Here is a 19005-nt window from a genome sequence, read left to right as displayed (position 1 = left end):
CAACACATGGCCCGAATCGAAGGAGACACCTGGGATTTGGCGTCAAGCGTTGGTGCGACCGCCACAAGCGTCGCGGCGGCGCGTGCGCTGGCGTCCAAACAGCCCGATCCGCTGATCACCGATCCGTTCGCCGATGCGCTGGTCAAGGCCGTCGGCCTCGAGCACTTCGACAAGCTGGCCGACGGCGACCTCGACTTCGACGACGATCCGGTGCTCGGCCGCCAGCACATCTGTGAGCAGATCGCCGTTCGCACAAGGTTTTTCGACGACTTCTTCATCAGCGCCGGATCGGCAGGGATACGGCAGGCGGTCATCCTGGCCTCCGGACTGGACACCCGCGCCTACCGGTTAGCATGGCCGCGGGACACCGTGGTGTTCGAGATCGACCAGCCACAGGTGCTCGAATTCAAGAGCAGGACACTGGCCGCGCTCGGCGCCGCCCCGGCCGCCGATCGGCGCGCGGTAGCCGTCGATCTGCGGGACGACTGGCCGACCGCATTGCGGGAGCACGGGTTCGATCCGGGCATACCGACCGCGTGGATTGCCGAAGGGCTGCTGATCTACCTCCCGCCCGACGCGCAGGACCGGCTGTTCGACAACATCACCGCGCTCAGCGCGGCAGGCAGTCGGCTGGCCACCGAGCACATGGTGTTCGGTGGTTCGGCGACCCAGTGGACCGATAAACTCAACGAACGGTCACGCCGGATGGGATCAAATCTCGACTTCACGGAGTTGTTCTACACGGGTGACCGGACCGCGGCCGGTGAGTACCTGGCGGCCAAGCGCTGGAAGGTCACCGTCCGCTCCTCACGGAAAGCATTTGCGCTCAACGGATTCGAGTATCCCACCGATGAGCTGACTGAGCTCGCCGGCGACTCCGGGTATCTCTCGGCGATCCTCGACTAGGAGGTCTACATGGCACGGACAGATGGCGATTCCTGGGACCTGGCCTCCAGCGTCGGGGCCACCGCCACGATGGTGGCAGCGCAACGGGCACTGGCCAGCCGGGACGGCCTCATCGACGATCCGTTCGCCGAACCGCTGGTGCGCGCCGTCGGGTTGGACTTTTTCACCAGGACGCTCGACGGCGACATCAATTTCGAGGATGTCGATCCGGAGTTCAACATGCGCCGGGCCGCAGAGAGCATGACCGTGCGCACCCGCTGGTTCGACAAGTTGTTCACCGACGCCGCCGCCGCGGGGGTGCGCCAGGCGGTGATTCTCGCCGCCGGTCTGGATGCCAGGGCGTACCGGCTGGACTGGCCGGACGGCACGACGGTCTACGAACTGGACCAGCCGGAGGTCATCGCGTTCAAGACCCAGACGTTGGCCGGGCTGGACGCCGAAGCGAAGGCGGAGCACCGGACCATCGCGATCGACCTGCGCAACGATTGGCCGAAGGCGCTGCTGGACAACGGCTTCGACGCCGCGAAGCCCACCGCGTGGATCGCCGAAGGTCTGCTGATCTATCTGCCGCCGGACGCGCAGGATCTGCTGTTCGATCGGATCAACGAGCTCAGCGCCCCCGGTAGCTGCGTCGCCACCGAGCACATCCCGGACATGACGATGTTCGCCGACGAGCGCTCACAGCAGATCACCGAGCGGCTCAAGAAGTACGGCAGCGACATCGAGATGAAGGACCTGATCTACCACGGCGAACGCAATCACGTCACCGACTACCTGGCGGCACACGGTTGGGAGGTCACCGTGCAGTCGATGCGGGAGGCGTACGCGGCCAACGGGTTCGAGTTCCCCGAAGACGACACGATCGGGTTCTTCTCGGGGCTCAACTACGTCTCCGCGGTAAAGCGCTGATAGCGGTCTGCCATTGCGTTGGCCCACAACGGGTCTGGCTCGACCACGCGTTCCGTCGACGCCCACCTGACCGCGTCGGCGGTCGACGTCTCGAGGCCTGCGGCGACTCTGGCGATGAACGCGGCACCCAGCGCTGCGCCTTCCGGGACCGCGGACACCGCGACCGGCAGCCCGGTCGCGTCGGCCATCGCCTGCATCCACGGACGGACGCGGGTGCCACCACCGGTCGCCACGATCCTGCTTGGTGACGCGCCGCTGCGGTCGATCAGTTGGCGCACCACGAAACCGGACGCTTCGAAACCTGCGCGGCGCACCGCGGCACCGCCGTGGGTGAGATCCAACCCGTGAAGCACGGCCCGTCGATCCGGATCGTGATACGGCACCCGCTCACCGCGCACATAGGGCGACCAGACCGGCACGCCACCAGGTTGAACTGTCGAATCATCCTCCGCCACAAGGCCGTTGACCCAATTGAGGAACAACCCACCGGCGTTGCTCGGGCCGCCGATCTGGAATTTGCCCTGCGTGCCGTGCGGCAGCGTCCACAGACCGGGCACCTCGCGGTACTCACCGATCGTGATCCACACGATCAGCGTCGTGCCGCATAGCACGACGACATCGCCGTCCTCCTCGGCGCCTGCGACGAGCTGTTCGCACAGCGCGTCGACCGAACCGGCGGACAGCACGGCGTCGCCGAGTTGGCCGACCACCTCACCTGTCTGCGCGACGGCGGGCATGCGGTCGGCGGTCGCACCGCACTCCGCGCACAGGTCATCGCTCCACCCGGTGCCGTCGTACAACGGATACATGGTGCTCGCGGTGGCCGCGTCGACCACGGCCGCACCGGCGAGCGCGTGGTTGGCCACCGCGGCCGCGGGCCAGTAGCCCTTGGCGTCGGGGGCCTGCTGCGCGGTCCAGCGCAGGAACTCGACCGATTCGCCGGACAGGAACGTGGTGCTCACGCCGCCCGCTCCCCTGCCCCTGCTGTCGCCATACAGCAGCCCAGGGGTCAGCGGTCTGCCGATTTCGTCGACGGCGGTCAACGACGGCACCATCGCCGTGACCGCCACCGCCTTCACGTCACCTCGGTCGAGTTCTGCCAGCGCCGCCAGCGGTCCCCGGCGCCAGGCGCCCTCGGCGTCGTGCTCGAGGCGGTCCGGCGCAGGCACCAGCAGCCGGTGCGGAATCCGTGTCCTGGCGACCACGGTGCCGTCGGCGTCGGCAGCGACGGCTTTCACGGCGGTTGTGCCGATGTCGATGCCGATTGTGACGTCTTTGCCTGACACGGCCGTCACCGTACGCCAGCATGATCAGTCGTGACAGAACTTCGAGCGCTTGTCACGGCCCCGCTGCGCGGTGCCGGCCTCGCGAAACTCCGGGAATTGGCCGACGTGGTCTACGACCCGTGGATCGACCAGACGCCGCTGCGCATCTACAGCGCCGACCAATTGGCCGAACGCACCGCGGCGGAGGGCGCGAATCTGCTTGTGGTCGAGAGTGATTCGGTGGCAGGCCCGGTGTTCGACCTGCCACTGTGGGCCGTCGCGTCCACGCGCGGCGATCCCAACAACGTCGACATCCCTGGCGCCACGAAGGCGGGCGTCCCGGTGCTCTACACTCCCGGCCGCAACGCCGACGCCGTCGCCGAGATGACGCTCGCCCTGCTGCTGGCTGCCACCCGACACCTGATCACCGCCGACGCGGACGTGCGGGCAGGTCAGGCCTTTCGCGACGGCACGATCCCGTATCAGCGGTTCCGGGCGTGGGAGCTGGCCGGGCAGACCGCGGGCCTGATCGGGCTCGGCGCCGTCGGCAGGGCGGTGCAGTGGCGGCTGGAAGGACTCGGCGTCAACGTCATCGCCTGCGACCCGTATTGCGACGATGCCACCCACAGCCTCGACGAACTTCTCGCCGAGGCGGACATCGTCTCGCTGCACGCCCCCGTCACCGGACAGACCGTGGGCATGGTCGGCACCGCCCAGTTCGCCGCGATGCGTGACGGCGTGGTCTTCGTCAACAGCGCACGGGCACAACTGCACGACACCGACGCGCTGGTCGACGCGCTGCGCAGCGGCAAGGTGGCCGCGGCAGGCCTCGACCACTTCGTCGGCGAGTGGCTGCCGGTCGACCATCCGCTGACCGTCATGCCGAACGTCGTCCTGACACCGCACATCGGCGGGGCGACGTGGAACACTGAGGCCCGGCAAGCGCAGATGGTCGCCGACGGCCTCGACGCACTGCTGTCCGGACAAGCGCCCGCGCATATCGCCAACCCGGAGGTGCTGAAATGAGATTCGTCGAGAACGCGGCGGACGCGGTGCTGGCCGCGGCTAAGGACATGCTGCGGCGCGGTCTCGTCGAGGGCACGGCAGGCAACATCTCGGCCCGCCGCGACGACGGCAACCTCGTCATCACGCCGTCGTCGGTGGACTACGCCGACATGGCGCTCGACGACCTCGTCGTCGTCGACCCCGACGGCGCGGTGGTGGCCGCCAAGGACGGCAGGGCACCGTCGTCGGAGATGGCGTTGCATTTGGCGTGTTATCAGGCCTTCGACGACATCGGCAGCGTGATACACAGCCATCCGGTGTGGGCCACCATGTTCGCGGTCGCGCACCAGCCGATACCCGCAGCGGTCGACGAGTTCGCGGTGTACTGCGGCGGCGACATCCGCTGCGCGGACTACGCCGCATCGGGCACCCCGGACGTCGGCACCAACGCAGTCAAGGCGCTGGAGGGCCGCGCGGCCGCGTTGATCGCCAACCACGGGCTTGTCGCGGTCGGCCCGCGGCCCGACAAGGTGCTGCACGTCACCGCGCTGGTCGAACGGACCGCGCAAATCGTCTGGGGTGCAAGAGCTCTCGGTGGACCTGTGCCGATCCCCGACGAGGTCAACAAGAACTTCGGCGCGGTGTACGGCTACCTGCGCCAGAACCCGCTCTAGGCGCCGCGGATGCCGCGGTAGAACGTCAGCCTGCCGACGAAGCGATGCGGTCGCGAAGCCACCACACCCGCGTCGAACCCGGCTGACCGCAGCAGCCGCGGGATCGCGTCACCGAGGCTGCCGGTGACGTGCGGACTGCGCAGCATCCGTCGCGCCGCGAAGCCGTCGGCGGCGGTCATGGCGCCACCGATATCGAGAATGTGCACCGAACCGCCAGGGCGCAGCACGCGGAAGATTTCGGCTGCCGCAGCGGCTTTCACGTCGTCGTCCAGGTGGTGCAGCATCATCGAGGACAGTACGCGGTCGAACTCGCCGTCGGCGAACGGCAGCTCTTGCGCATACGCCCGCTCGAAGCGGACACCGTTGAGGCCCTGTACTTTTCGCTGCGACCTGGCGAGCGCGAGCGGGTCTGGGTCGGTGCCGACGACGTCTGCGCCCGGCGCCGCACGCTTGATGCGGGTGGTCACGTTGCCGGTACCGCAGCCGATCTCCAGTACCCGTGACCCGTCGCTGAGATCGGCCTGCGCGACCAGCGCATCGTAGTTGCGGCCCATGCCGAGCGCCCTGGTCAGCAGGTCGTAGAACGGTAGCAGCGCATCCTTGCCGAACGCAGGGATGTAGTCATGCTGATGGGTGGCGGTATGTGGACGATGTTCGGTCATGCTGTTCATCATCACCCGCTAGGGCGCACCAATGTTGGGTGATCATCGGCGGTAGATGGACTATCTTTGGCCCATGGTGTCACCTTCGCGGCTGGTGAGTCTGCGCGACGGCCTGCCGGTCTACCAGTACCGGGCCGACTCCGACACTCCTCCGGTGTCGGTGGTCAGAGCGGACGGCATGCTCGTCCATGAAGTACACATCCACGATTTTCCGGTGCTGTGGTACTCCGCAGCCGCCGGCGTGGTGTACGTCGTCGCCCCGGGCGTGGCCGTCGACCCGAACCGGGTGCCTCATCGCGACAGCGGGCTTGGCGTGTTCTTCGATCCCGCGGCGCTCGACGGTGACGCGCGATCACCGTGGCCGTCGTGGCGGGCACACCCGCTGCTGTTCCCATTCGTGCACGGGAAATCCAGCGGACTGCTGCAACTCACAGTGCCTGAAGCGCGCCGACCGGTGTGGTCTGCGGCCATCGCGTCGATCGAAACCGAACTGGCGGAACGCAGAGACGGCTACCGGCAAGCGGCATTGGCGCATCTGACGCTGCTGCTGATCGACGTCGCGCGGCTCGCGGACGACGTGGTCGGCGATCTTCGGCGCAGCGGCGAACCCCTGCTGGCCGAGGTGTTCTCGGTGATCGACCGGCACCGCGGCGAACCGCTGTCGCTGCGCGATGTGGCCGGCGAACTCGGTGTCACGCCGGGGCATCTGACGACCGTCGTGCGCCGCCGCACCGGCCGCACGGTGCAGGAGTGGATCATCGAGCGCCGGATGGCGGAGGCGCGCAGCCTGCTGTCCAGCACGGAACTTTCCGTCGCGGAAGTCGCCAGACGCGTCGGTATCTCCGATCCGGGCTACTTCAGCAGGCAGTTTCGCCGCACGCACGGCACCTCGCCGAGGACCTGGCGGGGCCGCGCCTGACTCACTTGGCCTTGCGGATCGCCTCGAACACCCCGGCGTCCAGCAGGGTCGACGTATCGCCGAGCTCACGGCCCTCGGCGACGTCGCGCAGCAGCCGACGCATGATCTTGCCGCTGCGGGTCTTCGGCAGCTCAGGCACCACATGGATCTCCCGCGGCTTTGCGATCGGCGAAATCTCGCGGGCCACTTCGGCGTTCAGTTCGGCGATCATCTGCTCACGCGACATGTCGGCGTGGTGCGCCTTGAGGATGACGAACGCGCAGATCGCCTGTCCGGTATGGGGATCCGAGGCGCCCACCACCGCCGCCTCCGCGACGCCGGCATGTCCGACGAGCGCGGACTCGACCTCGGCCGTCGAGATGCGGTGCCCGGAAACGTTCATCACGTCGTCGATGCGGCCGAGCACCCGGATCTCGCCGTCCTCCCCGTAGCGCGCCCCGTCGCCCGCGAAGTACCAGCCCTGTTCGGCGAACCGCGACCAGTAGGTCTGTTTGAACCGCTCCGGATCGCCCCAGATGCCCCGCAGCATCGCAGGCCACGGCTCGTCGAGCACGAGGTAACCGGTTGTGTGCTCGCCGAAGTCGTGCGTGGGTGACAGTTCACGACCGTCGTCGTCGACGATCTTCGCCGATATCCCCGGCAGCGCCTGCATCGCCGACCCGGGCTTGCACGACGTCACACCGGGCAGCGGCGAGATCATCGCCGCGCCGGTCTCGGTCTGCCACCAGGTGTCGACGATCGGCGTCTCGTCCCCGCCGAACACCAGGCGGTACCACCGCCACGCCTCGGGGTTGATCGGCTCACCCACCGAACCGAGCAGACGCAGGCTGGCCAGATCGTGGTCGTACGCGATGTCGCGGCCCCACTTCATGAACGTGCGCACCAGCGTCGGCGCCGTGTAATAGATTGTCACACCGTACTTTTCGATGATCTGAAAGTGGCGGTGCTCGTCGGGCGACGCTGGCGTCCCCTCGTACACCACCTGGGTGGCGCCGTTCGCCAGCGGGCCGTACACGATGTACGAGTGGCCGGTGATCCAGCCGATGTCTGCGGTACACCAGTACACGTCGGTCTCCGGTTTGATGTCGAAGACGTAGTGGTGGGTGTACGCCGCCTGGGTAAGGTAGCCGCCCGAAGTGTGCACGATGCCCTTCGGTTTGCCCGTCGTCCCAGAGGTGTACAGCAAGAACAGCGGTTGTTCGGAGTCGAAGGCCTCGGGATCGTGTTGCGTCGACGCGGCACCGACGATGCTGTGCCACCACAGGTCTCGACCGTCGACCATGCCGATGTCGGAGCCGGTGCGCCGGACCACCACCACATGCTCGACCGGGCTGGCGTCGCCTAGGTCGCCGATGGCTTCGTCGACAGCGGGTTTGAGCGCCGCCGCCTGACCGCGCCGGTACTGGCCGTCGGCGGTGACGACGACCTTCGCCTTCGCGTCCTCGATCCTGGCCCGCAGCGCCGCTGCGGAGAAGCCGGCGAACACCACCGAGTGCATTGCGCCCAGCCGCGCACAGGCCAGCATCGCGATGATCGCCTCTGGCACCATCGGCAGGTAGATCGCCACGCGGTCGCCTGCGACGACCCCGAGTGCGGCCAGCGCATTCGCCGCCCGGCACACCTCGTCCTTGAGTGCGGCGTAGGTGATGTCGCGGCGCTCGCCGACCGGTTCGCCCTCCCAGTGGATTGCCACCCGGTCGCCGTGCCCCGCCTCGACGTGCCGATCCACGCAGTTGTAGGCGACGTTGAGCCTGCCGCCGACGAACCACTTCGCGAACGGCGCGTCCGACCAGTCCAGCACCTCGGTGAACGGGGTCTCCCACGACAACCGCTGTGCTTGCGACGCCCAGAAGCCCAACCTGTCGGCCGCCGCCTGCCGATAGAGGTCAGCGGTCGCGTTGGCCTGCTCGGCGAACTCGTCGGAAGGCGGATACAGCGACGGAGTCTCGGTGTATGTCTGACTCATGCAGGGTGAGCGTAATCACCAAATCGGCCTCAGACGGTCGTGCGCCACACTGGTCTGCGAGCGGCGCGAACCCCGCGCCGACCGGTCTGTGACGTCGGCCCAACGGTCGTGCAGTGAGGTGAAATGTCCGGCGCGGTCCTGACGGTGGTCGTCGCGGCGTTGGTGGCGGCCGCTCTGGCCGCCACGGCGTACCTCGTCAGGAGCCGACGGGTGGTGGCGACGCCGACCGAACGCGCGGTACACGAGACACTTCATACCGCATCACTGGCGGCGCGTGCGCTGCGTAAGGGCCTGGATGACGAGTCGGCACGCGCTGCGGCGCCGCATCTGCGGAAGCTCACCGGCGCGGACGCCGTCGTCGTGTTCGACGCCGAAGGTCGGGTGCTGGTGCGCGATCCCGTCGACGCCGCGGTCTGGTCGGAAGACGTGCTCGCGGAAAGCCAACGCGCTGCGCATGATTCGATGACCGGCCAACGTCGGGTGATGTCGGGTGGGCAGCCTGCGGTCATCGCCCAACCGCTGCTCGCCGACGGCTCGGGAGTCATCGGCGTACTCGCGGTGGTGACGACGCAGACGCCGGGACCAGGGATGCTCGGCGCCGTCGGCGAAGTGGCCCGCTACGCGTCGAGCCAGATCGAACTCGCCGAGTTGGATGCGTCGAGGGCCCGGCTGGACCGCGCCGAGGTGCTGGCGCTGCGGGCGCAGATCAGTCCGCACTTCGTCTACAACGCGTTGAACACGATCGCGTCGTTCGTCCGCACGGATCCGGACCGCGCACGCGAACTGATCCTCGATTTCGCCGACTTCACCCGGTACTCGTTCCGCGCCGCAGGCCAATTCACCACCCTCGCTGAGGAGTTGCACAACATCGACCGCTACCTGCGTCTGGAGCGGGCCCGATTCGGCGAATCCCTGGTGGTGAGACTGCAGGTCGCGCCCGAGGTGCTCAACGTCGTCGTGCCATTTTTGGCATTGCAGCCACTGGTCGAGAACGCGGTGCGGCACGGGCTGGCCGGCCGGGGCGGCGGTCTGGTGGAGATCGTGGCCAGCGACGAGAGATCCGACTGTGTGATCACCGTCGAGGACGACGGCGCCGGGATGGATCCCGACGTGCTGCGCACCGCACACGCCGACGCGCTGGCCGCCTCCGATTCCGACGGTCCTTCGGCGCACGTCGGGTTGACCAATGTCGACCATCGGCTGCGCGCGGCGTTCGGCAACGACTACGGTCTGGTGGTCGAGACGGCGGTGGGCGCAGGTACGAAAGTCGTGATGCGCGTACCCAAGTTCCGGTCCGGAGTCCGGGCCAGCGGAGGTGACCTGGCGTGACGCAGGAGTTGACCGTGCTTGCCGTCGACGACGAAGCGCCCGCCCTCGACGAGCTGACCTACCTGCTGCAGCAGCACCCGGCGATCGGCCGGGTGCTCGGCGCGGCGGACGCGACGTCGGCGCTGCGCCAATTGCGCGAGGGCGGTGTCGACGCGGTCTTCCTGGACATCAACATGCCCGGACTCTCCGGCCTCGAATTGGCTTCTGTGCTGGCGAATTTCGCCGAACCGCCCCCGGTCGTGTTCGTCACCGCGCACGACGACAAGGCGGTGGCGGCATTCGACGTCGGCGCCGTGGACTACCTCCTCAAGCCCATCCGCCGCGACCGTCTCGACGAGGCGGTGCGCAGGCTGACGACCAACCGAACACCCGACGCCACGGCCGCAGGCGAACCCGATCAGCGGATGGACGTGGTGCCCGCCGAGATCGGCGGGGTCACGAACCTGATCCCCCGGGACTCCATCGGCTGGGTCGAGGCCGAGGGCGATTACGCCCGCCTGCATGCCGCGTCCGGCTCGTACCTGGTGCGCATCCCGCTGAGCACGCTCGAATCCCGTTGGGCCGATGCGGGTTTCCAGCGAGTGCACCGCTCGTATCTGGTGTCGCTCGGTCTGGTGACGGGTGTGCGCACCAAGGGCGGTTCGGTGACGGTGCGCCTGAGGGCCAACGGGAAGTCACCCGCCGTGGAACTTCCGGTCAGCCGCCGACAGGTGCGGGAGCTGCGTGACCGGCTGATCCGCGATCCGCTGCGCGGCTACCGTCAGGTGCCCGGCGATGACTAGTCCCAAGCCGCCGCGGCAGCGGGTGGTGCTCGCCCACCGTCGAGGCGCCAGGATCGTGCGCACCCGCGTCGAGGTGCAGGAGCAGACCCAGGTCGGCGACGCCCTGGTGCGCGGGCTGGTGCGGGCCCAACTGGGGCTCGCGCTGCGACTGGCCGCCGTCGTGGTCGGGGTGGCTGTCGCCATCCCGCTGAGCGGCAGCCTGTTTCCTGGTTTGGCCACCGCGTCGGTGTTGAGCATCCGGCTGAATTGGTTGGTGCTCGGGCTGCTGTTTCCGGTGGTGTATGGCGTCGGCAGGCTGTACGTCCGGCTCGCCGAACAGGCCGAGCGCGAGTTCATCCGCGTCGTGGACGCCGAACCGTGACAGGATCGGCGGCGCTGACGGGGGCGGCGCTGCTGGCCGCTGCGGTCGCGACCGTGGTGGTGGGTGTATACGGCGGACGGTTGTCGCGCACCACGTCGGACTTCCTTGTCGCCTCCCGCAGCGTCGACCCCCGCTGGAACGCCGCAGCGATCTCGGGCGAATATCTCTCGGCCGCATCGTTTCTCGGGGTCGCAGGTCTGGTCGCCAAGTACGGCGCCGACGCGTTGTGGTACCCGATCGGCTTCACGGCAGGCTATCTGGGGTTGTTGCTGTTCGTCGCTGCACCGCTACGCCGATCCGGGGCGTACACGGTGCCCGATTTCACCGAATTCCGGCTGGGTTCTTCGCGTTTGCGCATGATGACCATGCTGTTCGTCGTCGTGATCTGTGTGCTCTATCTCGTTCCTCAGTACCAGGGAGCCGGACTGACGCTGAGGATCCTGCTGGGCCTGCCGTTCTGGGTCGGACCGGTGGCGGTGGGGCTGATCGTGATCGCCAACGTCGTCGGCGGCGGGATGCGGTCCATCACGTTCGTCCAGGCGTTCCAATACTGGTTGAAGCTCACGGCGATCGCGGTGCCTGCCCTCGCGCTGCTGGCGCTCTTTTTCGCGCGCCCCGCACCGCTCGGCGAGCCGCTGCCGCCGACGGTCCGCCAACACACCACGATCTCGATCGAAACCGCGGTGGTTCTCCAGGTCGACGCCCCCGCCGGGCTGTCAGTCACCGGGACCATGGACGGTCGGCCGGTACACGACGCCGCAGTCCCGTCGAGCGGCGAGCACACGTTCGGCGCAGGTACCACGCTGACGCTGGCCGCCGGGACGGCCACGCCGGTAGTGGCTGGCGCACCGAGTACGGGCGCGGAGTGGATCGCCTCCGGCGGCGGACTGGGCGGTGCGCATCCGTTGTTCCAGGTGCTGTCCACCATCGTCGCCACATTTCTCGGCACCATGGGGCTGCCGCACGTGATGGTCCGGTTCTACACCAACCCCGACGGCAGAGCGGCACGGCGGACCGCCCTCACGGTGATCGCGCTGCTCACCCTCTTCTACGTATTCCCCACGCTGATGGGCGTTTTCGCCCGCCTGCACGTGCCCGCGCTGCTCGTCACCGGCGACACCGATGCCGCGGTGTTGCTGATGCCGCAGGCCGCGTTCGCCGGTCCGGTGGGACAGTTGCTGGCCGCTCTCGCGGCCGCAGGCGCCATCGCCGCGTTCCTGGCCACGTCGTCCGGGCTGTTGGTGAGCATCGCAGGCGCGTTGGCCACCGACGTGCTGCGCGGGCGTGTTCGAGACTTCCGGATCGCGGCCCTCATCGGTGGACTGATACCCATGCCACTGGCGTTGGCGGCGTCGCAATTGAGTCTGTCGCGCAACGTCGGCCTGGTGTTCGCGGTCGCGGCCTCCACGCTGTGCCCACTTCTGCTGCTCGGCATCTGGTGGCGGGGCCTGACCGCGGTGGGAGCGATGTGCGGGCTGGCCGCCGGCGGCACGGTGTCCGGCGCCGCTGCGGCGTTGGCGCTCGCGGGCGGTGTCGACGACAACGTCCTCGCGGGATGGCCCGCGGCGCTCGTCGGCTATCCCGCCGCCGTCAGCGTTCCGCTGGCCTTCATCACGATGGTGCTGGTCAGCAAGGTCACCAGGGCGCCTGACGACACCTCGCGGATCTTCGCGCGCATGCATGTGCCCGAACGCCTCGGCATGGGCGTCGAGCGGGTTCCGCGGGGCTGACCGCTCGCCGTTCGTCGTCGCCGATCGACCGCTCACCGCAGCGCTTGGCGGCTTGGCCGTATCGGCGTCGACACCGGCGCCGGTTGTGAGCAAGGTCTCAGTCAGCCGCCGGCAACAGCCGGGTCACAGGGAGTCAGGAGCCGACCGGTGTCACCTACCGACAGTCCCCCACGCAGCGCGTCGACGACGCATCAACCGAACTACGTCGAATGCCAGCAGAGCCAGGAGTTCGCGCAGCTGCGAAAAGCGCTGCGCCGGTTCGCTTTCCCGATGACCGCCTTCTTCCTGGTTTGGTACGCCAGCTACGTGCTGCTCGGTGCGTTCGCACACGACTTCATGGCGGTCAAGGTGTTCGGCAACATCAACATGGGCTTGCTCATCGGGCTGGGCCAGTTCGTGACGACGTTCGTCATCACCGGTCTGTATGTGCGGTTCGCCAATAAGGAACTCGACCCGCGTGCCGAGGCGATCCGCGCGGACCTGCAGGGAGAGCACGCATGACGTACCTCGCCGCCGATCAAACGGTCGGCAATCCGGTGGCCAACATCGCGATCTTCGCGCTGTTCGTCGGCATCACCCTGTATGTCGTCATCCGTGCCGGCCGCAGGAAGGCCACGGCCGACGAGTTCTTCACGGGCGGGCGCGGCTTCAGCGGCCCGCAGAACGGCATCGCAATCGCAGGCGACTATCTCTCCGCGGCAAGCTTTCTCGGTATCGCGGGAGCGATCGCTGTTTACGGCTACGACGGCTTCCTGTACTCGATCGGGTTCCTGGTGGCGTGGCTGGTGGCTCTGCTGCTGGTCGCCGAGCTCCTACGCAACACGGGCCGTTTCACCATGGCCGACGTGCTGAGCTTCCGGCTCAAGCAGAAGCCGGTCCGGATGGCCGCCGCCACCTCGACGCTGACGGTGTCCCTGTTCTATCTGCTGGCGCAGATGGCGGGCGCGGGTGGACTGGTCGCGCTCCTGCTCGACATCAACGGAAGGACCGGCCAGAGCGTCGTCATCGCCGTCGTCGGCGTGCTGATGATCGTCTATGTGCTGATCGGCGGCATGCGAGGCACCACATGGGTGCAGATCATCAAGGCGGTGCTGTTGATCACCGGTGCGGCGATCATGACGGTGATGGTGCTGGCGAGGTTCGGGCTGGATTTCTCGGCGATCCTTGGATCGGCACAACAGGCGATCTCGGGGTCGGCCAGTGAAGCCGTCGCCAGTCGCGACGTGTTGGCGCCCGGCGCACAGTACGGCGGATCGGTCACGTCGAAGATCAACCTGATCTCGCTCGGCCTGGCGCTGGTGCTCGGGACCGCGGGTCTACCGCACGTGCTGATGCGGTTCTACACGGTGCCGACGGCGAAAGAGGCGCGCCGATCGGTGGTGTGGGCGATCGGGCTGATCGGCGCCTTCTATTTGTTCACGCTCGCACTGGGTTACGGCGCAGCGGCGATTGTCGGTCCCGACCGCATTCTCGCCGCAGCGGGCGGGCAGAATTCCGCCGCGCCGCTACTGGCCTACGAACTCGGCGGTGTCATCCTGCTCGGTGTCATCTCGGCGGTCGCGTTCGCCACCATCCTCGCGGTGGTCGCGGGCCTGACCATCACGGCGTCGACCTCGTTCGCACACGATGTGTACGCCAGTGTGATGAAGAACCACACCGTCAGCGGTGAAGAGCAGGTGCGGGTTTCCCGTATCACCGCTGTGGTGCTCGGTGTGCTCGCGATCGGGTTGGGCATCCTGGCCAACGGGCAGAACATCGCGTTCCTCGTGGCGCTTGCGTTCGCGGTCGCCGCGGCGGCCAATCTGCCGACCATCGTGTACTCGCTGTACTGGCCGCGGTTCAACACCCGCGGCGCGCTGTGGAGCATGTACGGCGGGCTGATCTCCACGATCGTGCTGATCGTCTTCTCCCCCGCCGTCTCCGGCGCCAAGACCGCGATGATCCCTGGCGCCGACTTCGCGTGGTTCCCGCTCGCCAACCCGGGCATCGTGTCGATTCCGCTGGCGTTCCTGCTCGGCATCGTCGGCACGCTGACCTCACCCGACCGCGGCGACCCCGACGTCAACGCGGAGTTCGAGGTGCGGGCGCTGACCGGAGTGGGAGCGGAAGAGGCTGCCGCACACTGAGATCGGATGGCGCGAGTGGCCAGTTATGACACGTTTTCGCGAGGCGGTTTCACGCTGTGATTGCAACAGCGGGTGGTTTTGACGGGTTTGAGAGTAGTTCGTCGAGGGTTTCGGCTGGGGTCTTCCAGCTCAGGGTTTGCCGGGGCCGGTTGTTGAGCTTGGCGGCGACGTAGTCCAGATAGTCTGCCGGGAAGATCGACAAGTCGGTGCCTTTAGCAAAGTATTGGCGCAGCAGTCCGTTGGTGTTCTCGTTGGTCCCGCGCTGCCATGGTGAGTGCGGATCACAGAAGTAGATATCTAATTCCGTCGCTGCGGCGATAGCGGCGTGATTGGCCATCTCTTTGCCTTGATCCCAGGTCAGTGTCTTACGCAGAATCGCCGGCAGCTGAGCCATTTTCGCGACGATGGCCTCTTGCACTGCCAGGGCACCGTGGTCGTCAGGCAGATGCAGCAGCAGCACGAACCGAGTCATGCGTTCGACCACGGTGCCGATCGCCGAACCCGATGCGGTGCTACCCATGATCAGGTCACCTTCCCAGTGGCCGGGTACGGCACGGTCTTCGACCTCCGGTGGACGCTCGCTGATGTTGACCATGTCGCGGATTTGCCCTCGGCGCTGGTTACCGCGTCGTTGAGGCTTGCGCAACGCCCGCCCAGTGCGTAGACATTTGTGCAGCTCACGGCGCAGATTTCCTTTACCCTGCACGTAGATCGACTGATAGATGGTCTCGTGGGACACCCGCATCTCCGCATCGTCGGGAAATTCGATCGGCAGCCGGTTGGCGATCTGTTGAGGACTGTGGTCGTCTAGCAGCCGATTCTGCACCTCAAGGTGCAACCGTTCATTGGTGGCCAGCTTGCGCGGTTTCGGGCGTCGAGCCCGCGCGTGAGCACGCGCCTGTGCGACGCCGGCCCGATACCTCGGCGTGGCATCCCAGCCGCCGTGCCGTTGCGCCCCGAACCGGTACCGCGAACGATATCGTCCACGGCAGAACGCGTTTCGGTCGATCTCACGCATGACCGTCGAGGCCGGGCGGCCCAGCCGCCTGCCGATCTGCCGAATGCTTTCCCCTCTGGCAATGCCGTCTTGAATTTCGTTACGTTCGTCTTCGCCCAGCCGCGACCACTTCCGCACACCGGTCTCATCAGGAAATTTGGGTCTCACCCCGCCAGCATCGGCAAACCAGCGCCAGCCGGTGCGCACCGACACACCGACTGCCTGCGCCGCCTCCACCACCGACGTGCCATCGCCGACATGACCCCAGAACTGACGACCAACACAGGCATAACGCGACGGACGCATCAACAACTCCTCAGCTAGGAGCCGTTGCAATCACCCCTTGAACCTGAGCGAAAAATGCGTGGCATAACTGGCCGTTCGCCGTCGGTTAGAAGCGGTATTCGCCCAGCCACAGCGCACTGACGCCGGTCAACGACCGCTCGACCTGGCTGACCGCACCGGCCACCGAGCGGCCCACCAACGCTGCGAGCGCGTCCGGCAGCGAAGCTGCGGCAGGCGCAGACGACGCCTTCGGCCGCAACATGTCCATCAGCGACGACCCCGGATAGCTCACGACGCGCACGTCGGTGTCCGGTTCCAGGCCGGCGAGCACCTTGGCCCGCGTGACCGCGGTGCGCAGTCCGCCGAGTTCGTCGACCAGCCCGCGCTCCAACGCATCGGCGCCCGTCCAGACCCGGCCGCGGGCGATCGCGTCGACGGCCTCGACCGTCATCTTGCGCCCCTTGGCCACCCGCTCGACGAAATCGGTGTAGAACAGGTCGGCCTCGGCCTCGACGTGTGCATGCTGATCGTCGGTGAACGGATGGTTGATCGACCACGCGTCGGCGTTGGCGTTGGTGCGCACCGAGTCGGAGCCGACACCGAGGCGGTCCTTCAGTTCTCGGGCCACCAGCTTGCCGGTCACCACACCGATCGAACCCGTGATGGTGCCTGCGTTGGCGACGATCGTGTCGGCCGACATCGACACGTAGTAGCCGCCCGATGCCGCGACCGCGCCCATCGACGCCACTATCGGCTTACCGTTGTCACGGATCCGATTCACCTCGCGCCAAACGGTTTCCGAGCCGGTCACCGAACCGCCCGGACTGTCCACCCGCAACACGATCGCCGAGACGTCGTCATCGGCGGCGGCCTCACGCAACGCCGCGGCGATGGTGTCGCCGCCCGCGCTCGAACTGCCGAACGGCAACACCTGCGGGCCGCCGCGCCCGCTGACGATCGGACCGTGCAGCGTCACGACGGCGATCTTCGGCTTCGCCTTACGTCCGGGAATCGGCGGGGTGGGCGGCATGGGCCGCGACGCGGTGGCCCTGGCGTACCGGGACAAGTACAGCCGTGGCGGCGCGTCGTCGGAATCGGCATCCCCCGTTTCGGGTGAAATCCCGGGCGCACCAACGAGTTCGGCGATGCGCGCGTACGCCTCGTCGCGGAAGCCGATGCGGTCGACCAGGCGTCCGGTGACGGCGTCGTCGCGCAGCAGCGGCGCCTTGTCGGCGAGGGTGTCGACCTCGGGGGCCTCGAGATGCCGTGCGGCGGCGACCGCCTGCAACACCTGGCCGTGCAGGCTTTCGATCAGCCTGCTGTCCGCTTCTCGGTGCGCGTCGGTGTAGCGGTCCTGTGTGAAAAGGTTTGCCGCCGACTTGTATTCGCCGCGCGCGATGAACTGCGCCTCGATACCTGCCTTGTCGAGCGCGTCACGCAGGAACATCGCATTGGTGGCGAAGCCGACCAGGCCCACCGTGCCCGACGGCTGCATCCACACCTCGCGGAAGGCCGACGCCAGGTAGTACGACAGCGTGCCCGGATAGGTCTCGGCCCACGCCAGCGACGGTTTCACGTCGCTGAACGCCACGATGGCGTCCCGCAGTTCCTGTACCGGACCTGGCGCGGCGGCGGGTATCTGCACCCGGGCGATCAGGCCGGCCACCCGCGGATCCTCGGCGGCGCGGTGAATGGCGGCGACGGTTTCGCGCAACACCAACGGTTTGCCGCCGCTGGCGATCATCGCGAACGGATCGAAGCCGCCGGTCTCCTGCGGCATCGCCTGCAAATCCAGTTCGAGCACGCACCCGTCCGGCACGCCGTGGTGCCGTGCGGTGTCCACCCGCTTGGCCAGGTTGCGCAGGTCGTCGACGCCGGGAACACCAGACAGGAAAGCAAACATCTTCCGAGCGTACCGACGCCCCGCCACCGCACACCAAGTCCCGCACCCGCCTACCGTGTACGTGTGAAATTCTCGATTTCCATTCCTCAGCGGGCAGCGGACGGTTTCGACGCCGACGGCACCCGCGACTTCCTGAAGCGGGCCGAAGAACTGGGGTTCGAAGGCGGCTGGACGCTGGAGCAAATCGTCGGGCCCGCACCGTCTCTCGCACCTCTGCAGCTGCTGTCGTGGGCCGCCGCGCACACCACCCGGTTACGGTTGGGCGTCGCCGTGCTCATCACGTCGCTGCACGACCCGCTGCAACTCGCGACGGCCATCGCCGCCACGGACCAGCTCAGCCACGGTCGGCTCGATGTCGGCGTCGGCCACGGCGGCAACTCCAGGCCGTTTTCGGCGTTCGGCGTCGAGAAGGACACGTTCGTGAGCTACTTCACCGAAGGCCTCGCGTTGATGAAGGCCGCGTGGTCCGACGATCCGACCGTGACGTTCCACGGCCGCTTCCGCGATGTCGACGGTCTGCTGATCGAGCCGAAGCCGGTGCAGCGGCCGCACCCGCCGCTCTGGTTCGGCGGGGGCGCCCCCAAAGCCTTGGCCCGCGGGGTACGGCTTGGTGACGCGTTCATGGGTGCCGGTTCGTCGACCACCGAGAGTTTCGCCGAAGCAGTGCAGGTGGTGCGCCGCGAACTCGACGAACAAGGCAAGGACGCAACAAGATTCAGGATCGCCAAGCGTGTCTACCTGACCGTCGACGACGACGCGGCCCGTGCCAGGGAGCGGGTGCTCGCCGGTCTGCACCGCATCTACGGCGACCCCCTCGCCTCCCGCCTTGGCGACGTCCCGGTGGCGGGCACCGTCGACGACGTGGTCCGTGGGCTGCGTGAGGTCATCGACGCCGGAGCTGAGATGATCTTGTTGAACCCTGTCGGCAGGGACGTCGTTGAAGACCGTGAGCAGATGGAACGGCTTGCTGCGGAGGTGATCCCGCAGCTCAGCTGATTCACAGCTTTTGCTGAAAATTAGCTGTTTTAAGTTTGTGATCTTGGTGGTAAACCGGAGGCATGATGGCGAAACTGAAATTCCTCGCCCCGCTGGTCATGGCGGGTGCAGCCGCGACCGCGATCGCTGCGGCGCCCGTGGCCGCCGCGGAGTCCATCGCGGCTCTGACAAGCACGTCGATCATCCAGTT

Annotated in this window: 18 protein-coding genes; 12 read left to right on the top strand and 6 right to left on the bottom strand. The window is 67.4% G+C overall.

Features of this window, described 5'->3' with window-relative positions; translation table 11 throughout:
• Window positions 1–6 precede the first annotated feature (6 nt).
• Window positions 7–906, top strand: a complete 900-nt coding sequence (locus C1A30_RS11030) for an SAM-dependent methyltransferase (protein WP_101948379.1) — start codon at window positions 7–9, stop codon at window positions 904–906.
• A gap of 9 nt (window positions 907–915) precedes the next feature.
• Complete coding sequence (locus C1A30_RS11025; RefSeq protein WP_101948378.1) at window positions 916–1815, top strand: class I SAM-dependent methyltransferase; 900 nt, start codon at window positions 916–918, stop codon at window positions 1813–1815.
• On the opposite strand, the gene C1A30_RS11020 is transcribed toward C1A30_RS11025, so the two are convergent.
• Window positions 1791–3101 (bottom strand): FGGY-family carbohydrate kinase, encoded by a 1311-nt coding sequence (locus C1A30_RS11020; protein ID WP_101950123.1) that lies wholly within the window; start codon window positions 3099–3101, stop codon window positions 1791–1793. The genes C1A30_RS11025 and C1A30_RS11020 overlap by 25 nt on opposite strands.
• A gap of 30 nt (window positions 3102–3131) precedes the next feature.
• On the opposite strand from C1A30_RS11020, the gene C1A30_RS11015 reads away from it, so the two are divergent.
• Window positions 3132–4106, top strand: coding sequence for an NAD(P)-dependent oxidoreductase (locus C1A30_RS11015; protein WP_101948377.1), 975 nt, complete (start codon window positions 3132–3134; stop codon window positions 4104–4106).
• Complete coding sequence (locus tag C1A30_RS11010; RefSeq protein ID WP_101948376.1) at window positions 4103–4759, top strand: L-fuculose-phosphate aldolase; 657 nt, start codon at window positions 4103–4105, stop codon at window positions 4757–4759. The genes C1A30_RS11015 and C1A30_RS11010 overlap by 4 nt, the downstream gene beginning before the upstream one ends.
• On the opposite strand, the gene C1A30_RS11005 is transcribed toward C1A30_RS11010, so the two are convergent.
• The gene (locus tag C1A30_RS11005; protein WP_369974118.1) at window positions 4756–5421 is read right to left on the bottom strand and encodes a class I SAM-dependent methyltransferase; all 666 of its coding nucleotides are present in this window, start codon (window positions 5419–5421) and stop codon (window positions 4756–4758) included. The two genes, C1A30_RS11010 and C1A30_RS11005, sit on opposite strands and share 4 nt — an antisense overlap.
• Window positions 5422–5494: 73 nt before the next feature.
• On the opposite strand from C1A30_RS11005, the gene C1A30_RS11000 reads away from it, so the two are divergent.
• A complete protein-coding gene (locus tag C1A30_RS11000; protein ID WP_101950121.1) occupies window positions 5495–6340 on the top strand; it encodes an AraC family transcriptional regulator in 846 nt (281 codons plus the stop codon).
• A 1-nt stretch (window position 6341) separates the two neighbouring features.
• Here the strand turns inward: C1A30_RS11000 and acs are convergent, their stop codons facing one another.
• Window positions 6342–8306, bottom strand: coding sequence for an acetate--CoA ligase (acs, locus tag C1A30_RS10995; RefSeq protein ID WP_101948375.1), 1965 nt, complete (start codon window positions 8304–8306; stop codon window positions 6342–6344).
• 123 nt (window positions 8307–8429) lie between these two features.
• Between acs and C1A30_RS10990 the strand changes: the two genes are divergently transcribed.
• The 6 genes from C1A30_RS10990 (at window position 8430) to C1A30_RS10965 (ending at window position 14634) form a co-directional block, all read left to right on the top strand.
• Entirely contained in the window at window positions 8430–9635 is a 1206-nt protein-coding gene (locus C1A30_RS10990) for a sensor histidine kinase (protein ID WP_101948374.1), read from the top strand.
• Complete coding sequence (locus C1A30_RS10985; RefSeq protein WP_101948373.1) at window positions 9632–10417, top strand: LytTR family DNA-binding domain-containing protein; 786 nt, start codon at window positions 9632–9634, stop codon at window positions 10415–10417. The genes C1A30_RS10990 and C1A30_RS10985 overlap by 4 nt, the downstream gene beginning before the upstream one ends.
• Window positions 10410–10778: a hypothetical protein gene (locus tag C1A30_RS10980; RefSeq protein WP_101948372.1), complete on the top strand. Its 369-nt coding sequence runs from the start codon at window positions 10410–10412 to the stop codon at window positions 10776–10778. The genes C1A30_RS10985 and C1A30_RS10980 overlap by 8 nt, the downstream gene beginning before the upstream one ends.
• The gene (locus tag C1A30_RS10975; protein ID WP_101948371.1) at window positions 10775–12508 is read left to right on the top strand and encodes a cation acetate symporter; all 1734 of its coding nucleotides are present in this window, start codon (window positions 10775–10777) and stop codon (window positions 12506–12508) included. The genes C1A30_RS10980 and C1A30_RS10975 overlap by 4 nt, the downstream gene beginning before the upstream one ends.
• A gap of 147 nt (window positions 12509–12655) precedes the next feature.
• On the top strand, window positions 12656–13009 hold the full coding sequence (locus C1A30_RS10970) for a DUF485 domain-containing protein (protein ID WP_101948370.1): 354 nt from the start codon (window positions 12656–12658) through the stop codon (window positions 13007–13009).
• Window positions 13006–14634, top strand: coding sequence for a cation acetate symporter (locus tag C1A30_RS10965; RefSeq protein WP_101948369.1), 1629 nt, complete (start codon window positions 13006–13008; stop codon window positions 14632–14634). Before C1A30_RS10970 ends, C1A30_RS10965 begins: the two co-directional genes overlap by 4 nt.
• 49 nt (window positions 14635–14683) lie before the next feature.
• Here the strand turns inward: C1A30_RS10965 and C1A30_RS10960 are convergent, their stop codons facing one another.
• Both C1A30_RS10960 and sppA read right to left on the bottom strand, forming a co-directional pair.
• Window positions 14684–15937, bottom strand: coding sequence for an IS30 family transposase (locus C1A30_RS10960; RefSeq protein ID WP_235009817.1), 1254 nt, complete (start codon window positions 15935–15937; stop codon window positions 14684–14686).
• Window positions 15938–16022: 85 nt separating this feature from the next.
• A complete protein-coding gene (gene sppA / locus C1A30_RS10955; RefSeq protein ID WP_101948368.1) occupies window positions 16023–17819 on the bottom strand; it encodes a signal peptide peptidase SppA in 1797 nt (598 codons plus the stop codon).
• 63 nt (window positions 17820–17882) lie between these two features.
• Between sppA and C1A30_RS10950 the strand changes: the two genes are divergently transcribed.
• Window positions 17883–18815 (top strand): LLM class flavin-dependent oxidoreductase, encoded by a 933-nt coding sequence (locus tag C1A30_RS10950; RefSeq protein ID WP_101948367.1) that lies wholly within the window; start codon window positions 17883–17885, stop codon window positions 18813–18815.
• A 1-nt stretch (window position 18816) separates the two neighbouring features.
• Here the strand turns inward: C1A30_RS10950 and C1A30_RS35605 are convergent, their stop codons facing one another.
• Window positions 18817–18999, bottom strand: coding sequence for a hypothetical protein (locus C1A30_RS35605; protein WP_160112732.1), 183 nt, complete (start codon window positions 18997–18999; stop codon window positions 18817–18819).
• Between the last annotated feature and the right edge of the window lie 6 nt (window positions 19000–19005).

This window comes from Mycobacterium sp. 3519A (genome assembly GCF_900240945.1).
Taxonomy (GTDB): domain Bacteria; phylum Actinomycetota; class Actinomycetes; order Mycobacteriales; family Mycobacteriaceae; genus Mycobacterium.
This window is presented reverse-complemented; position numbering and strand designations above follow the sequence as displayed.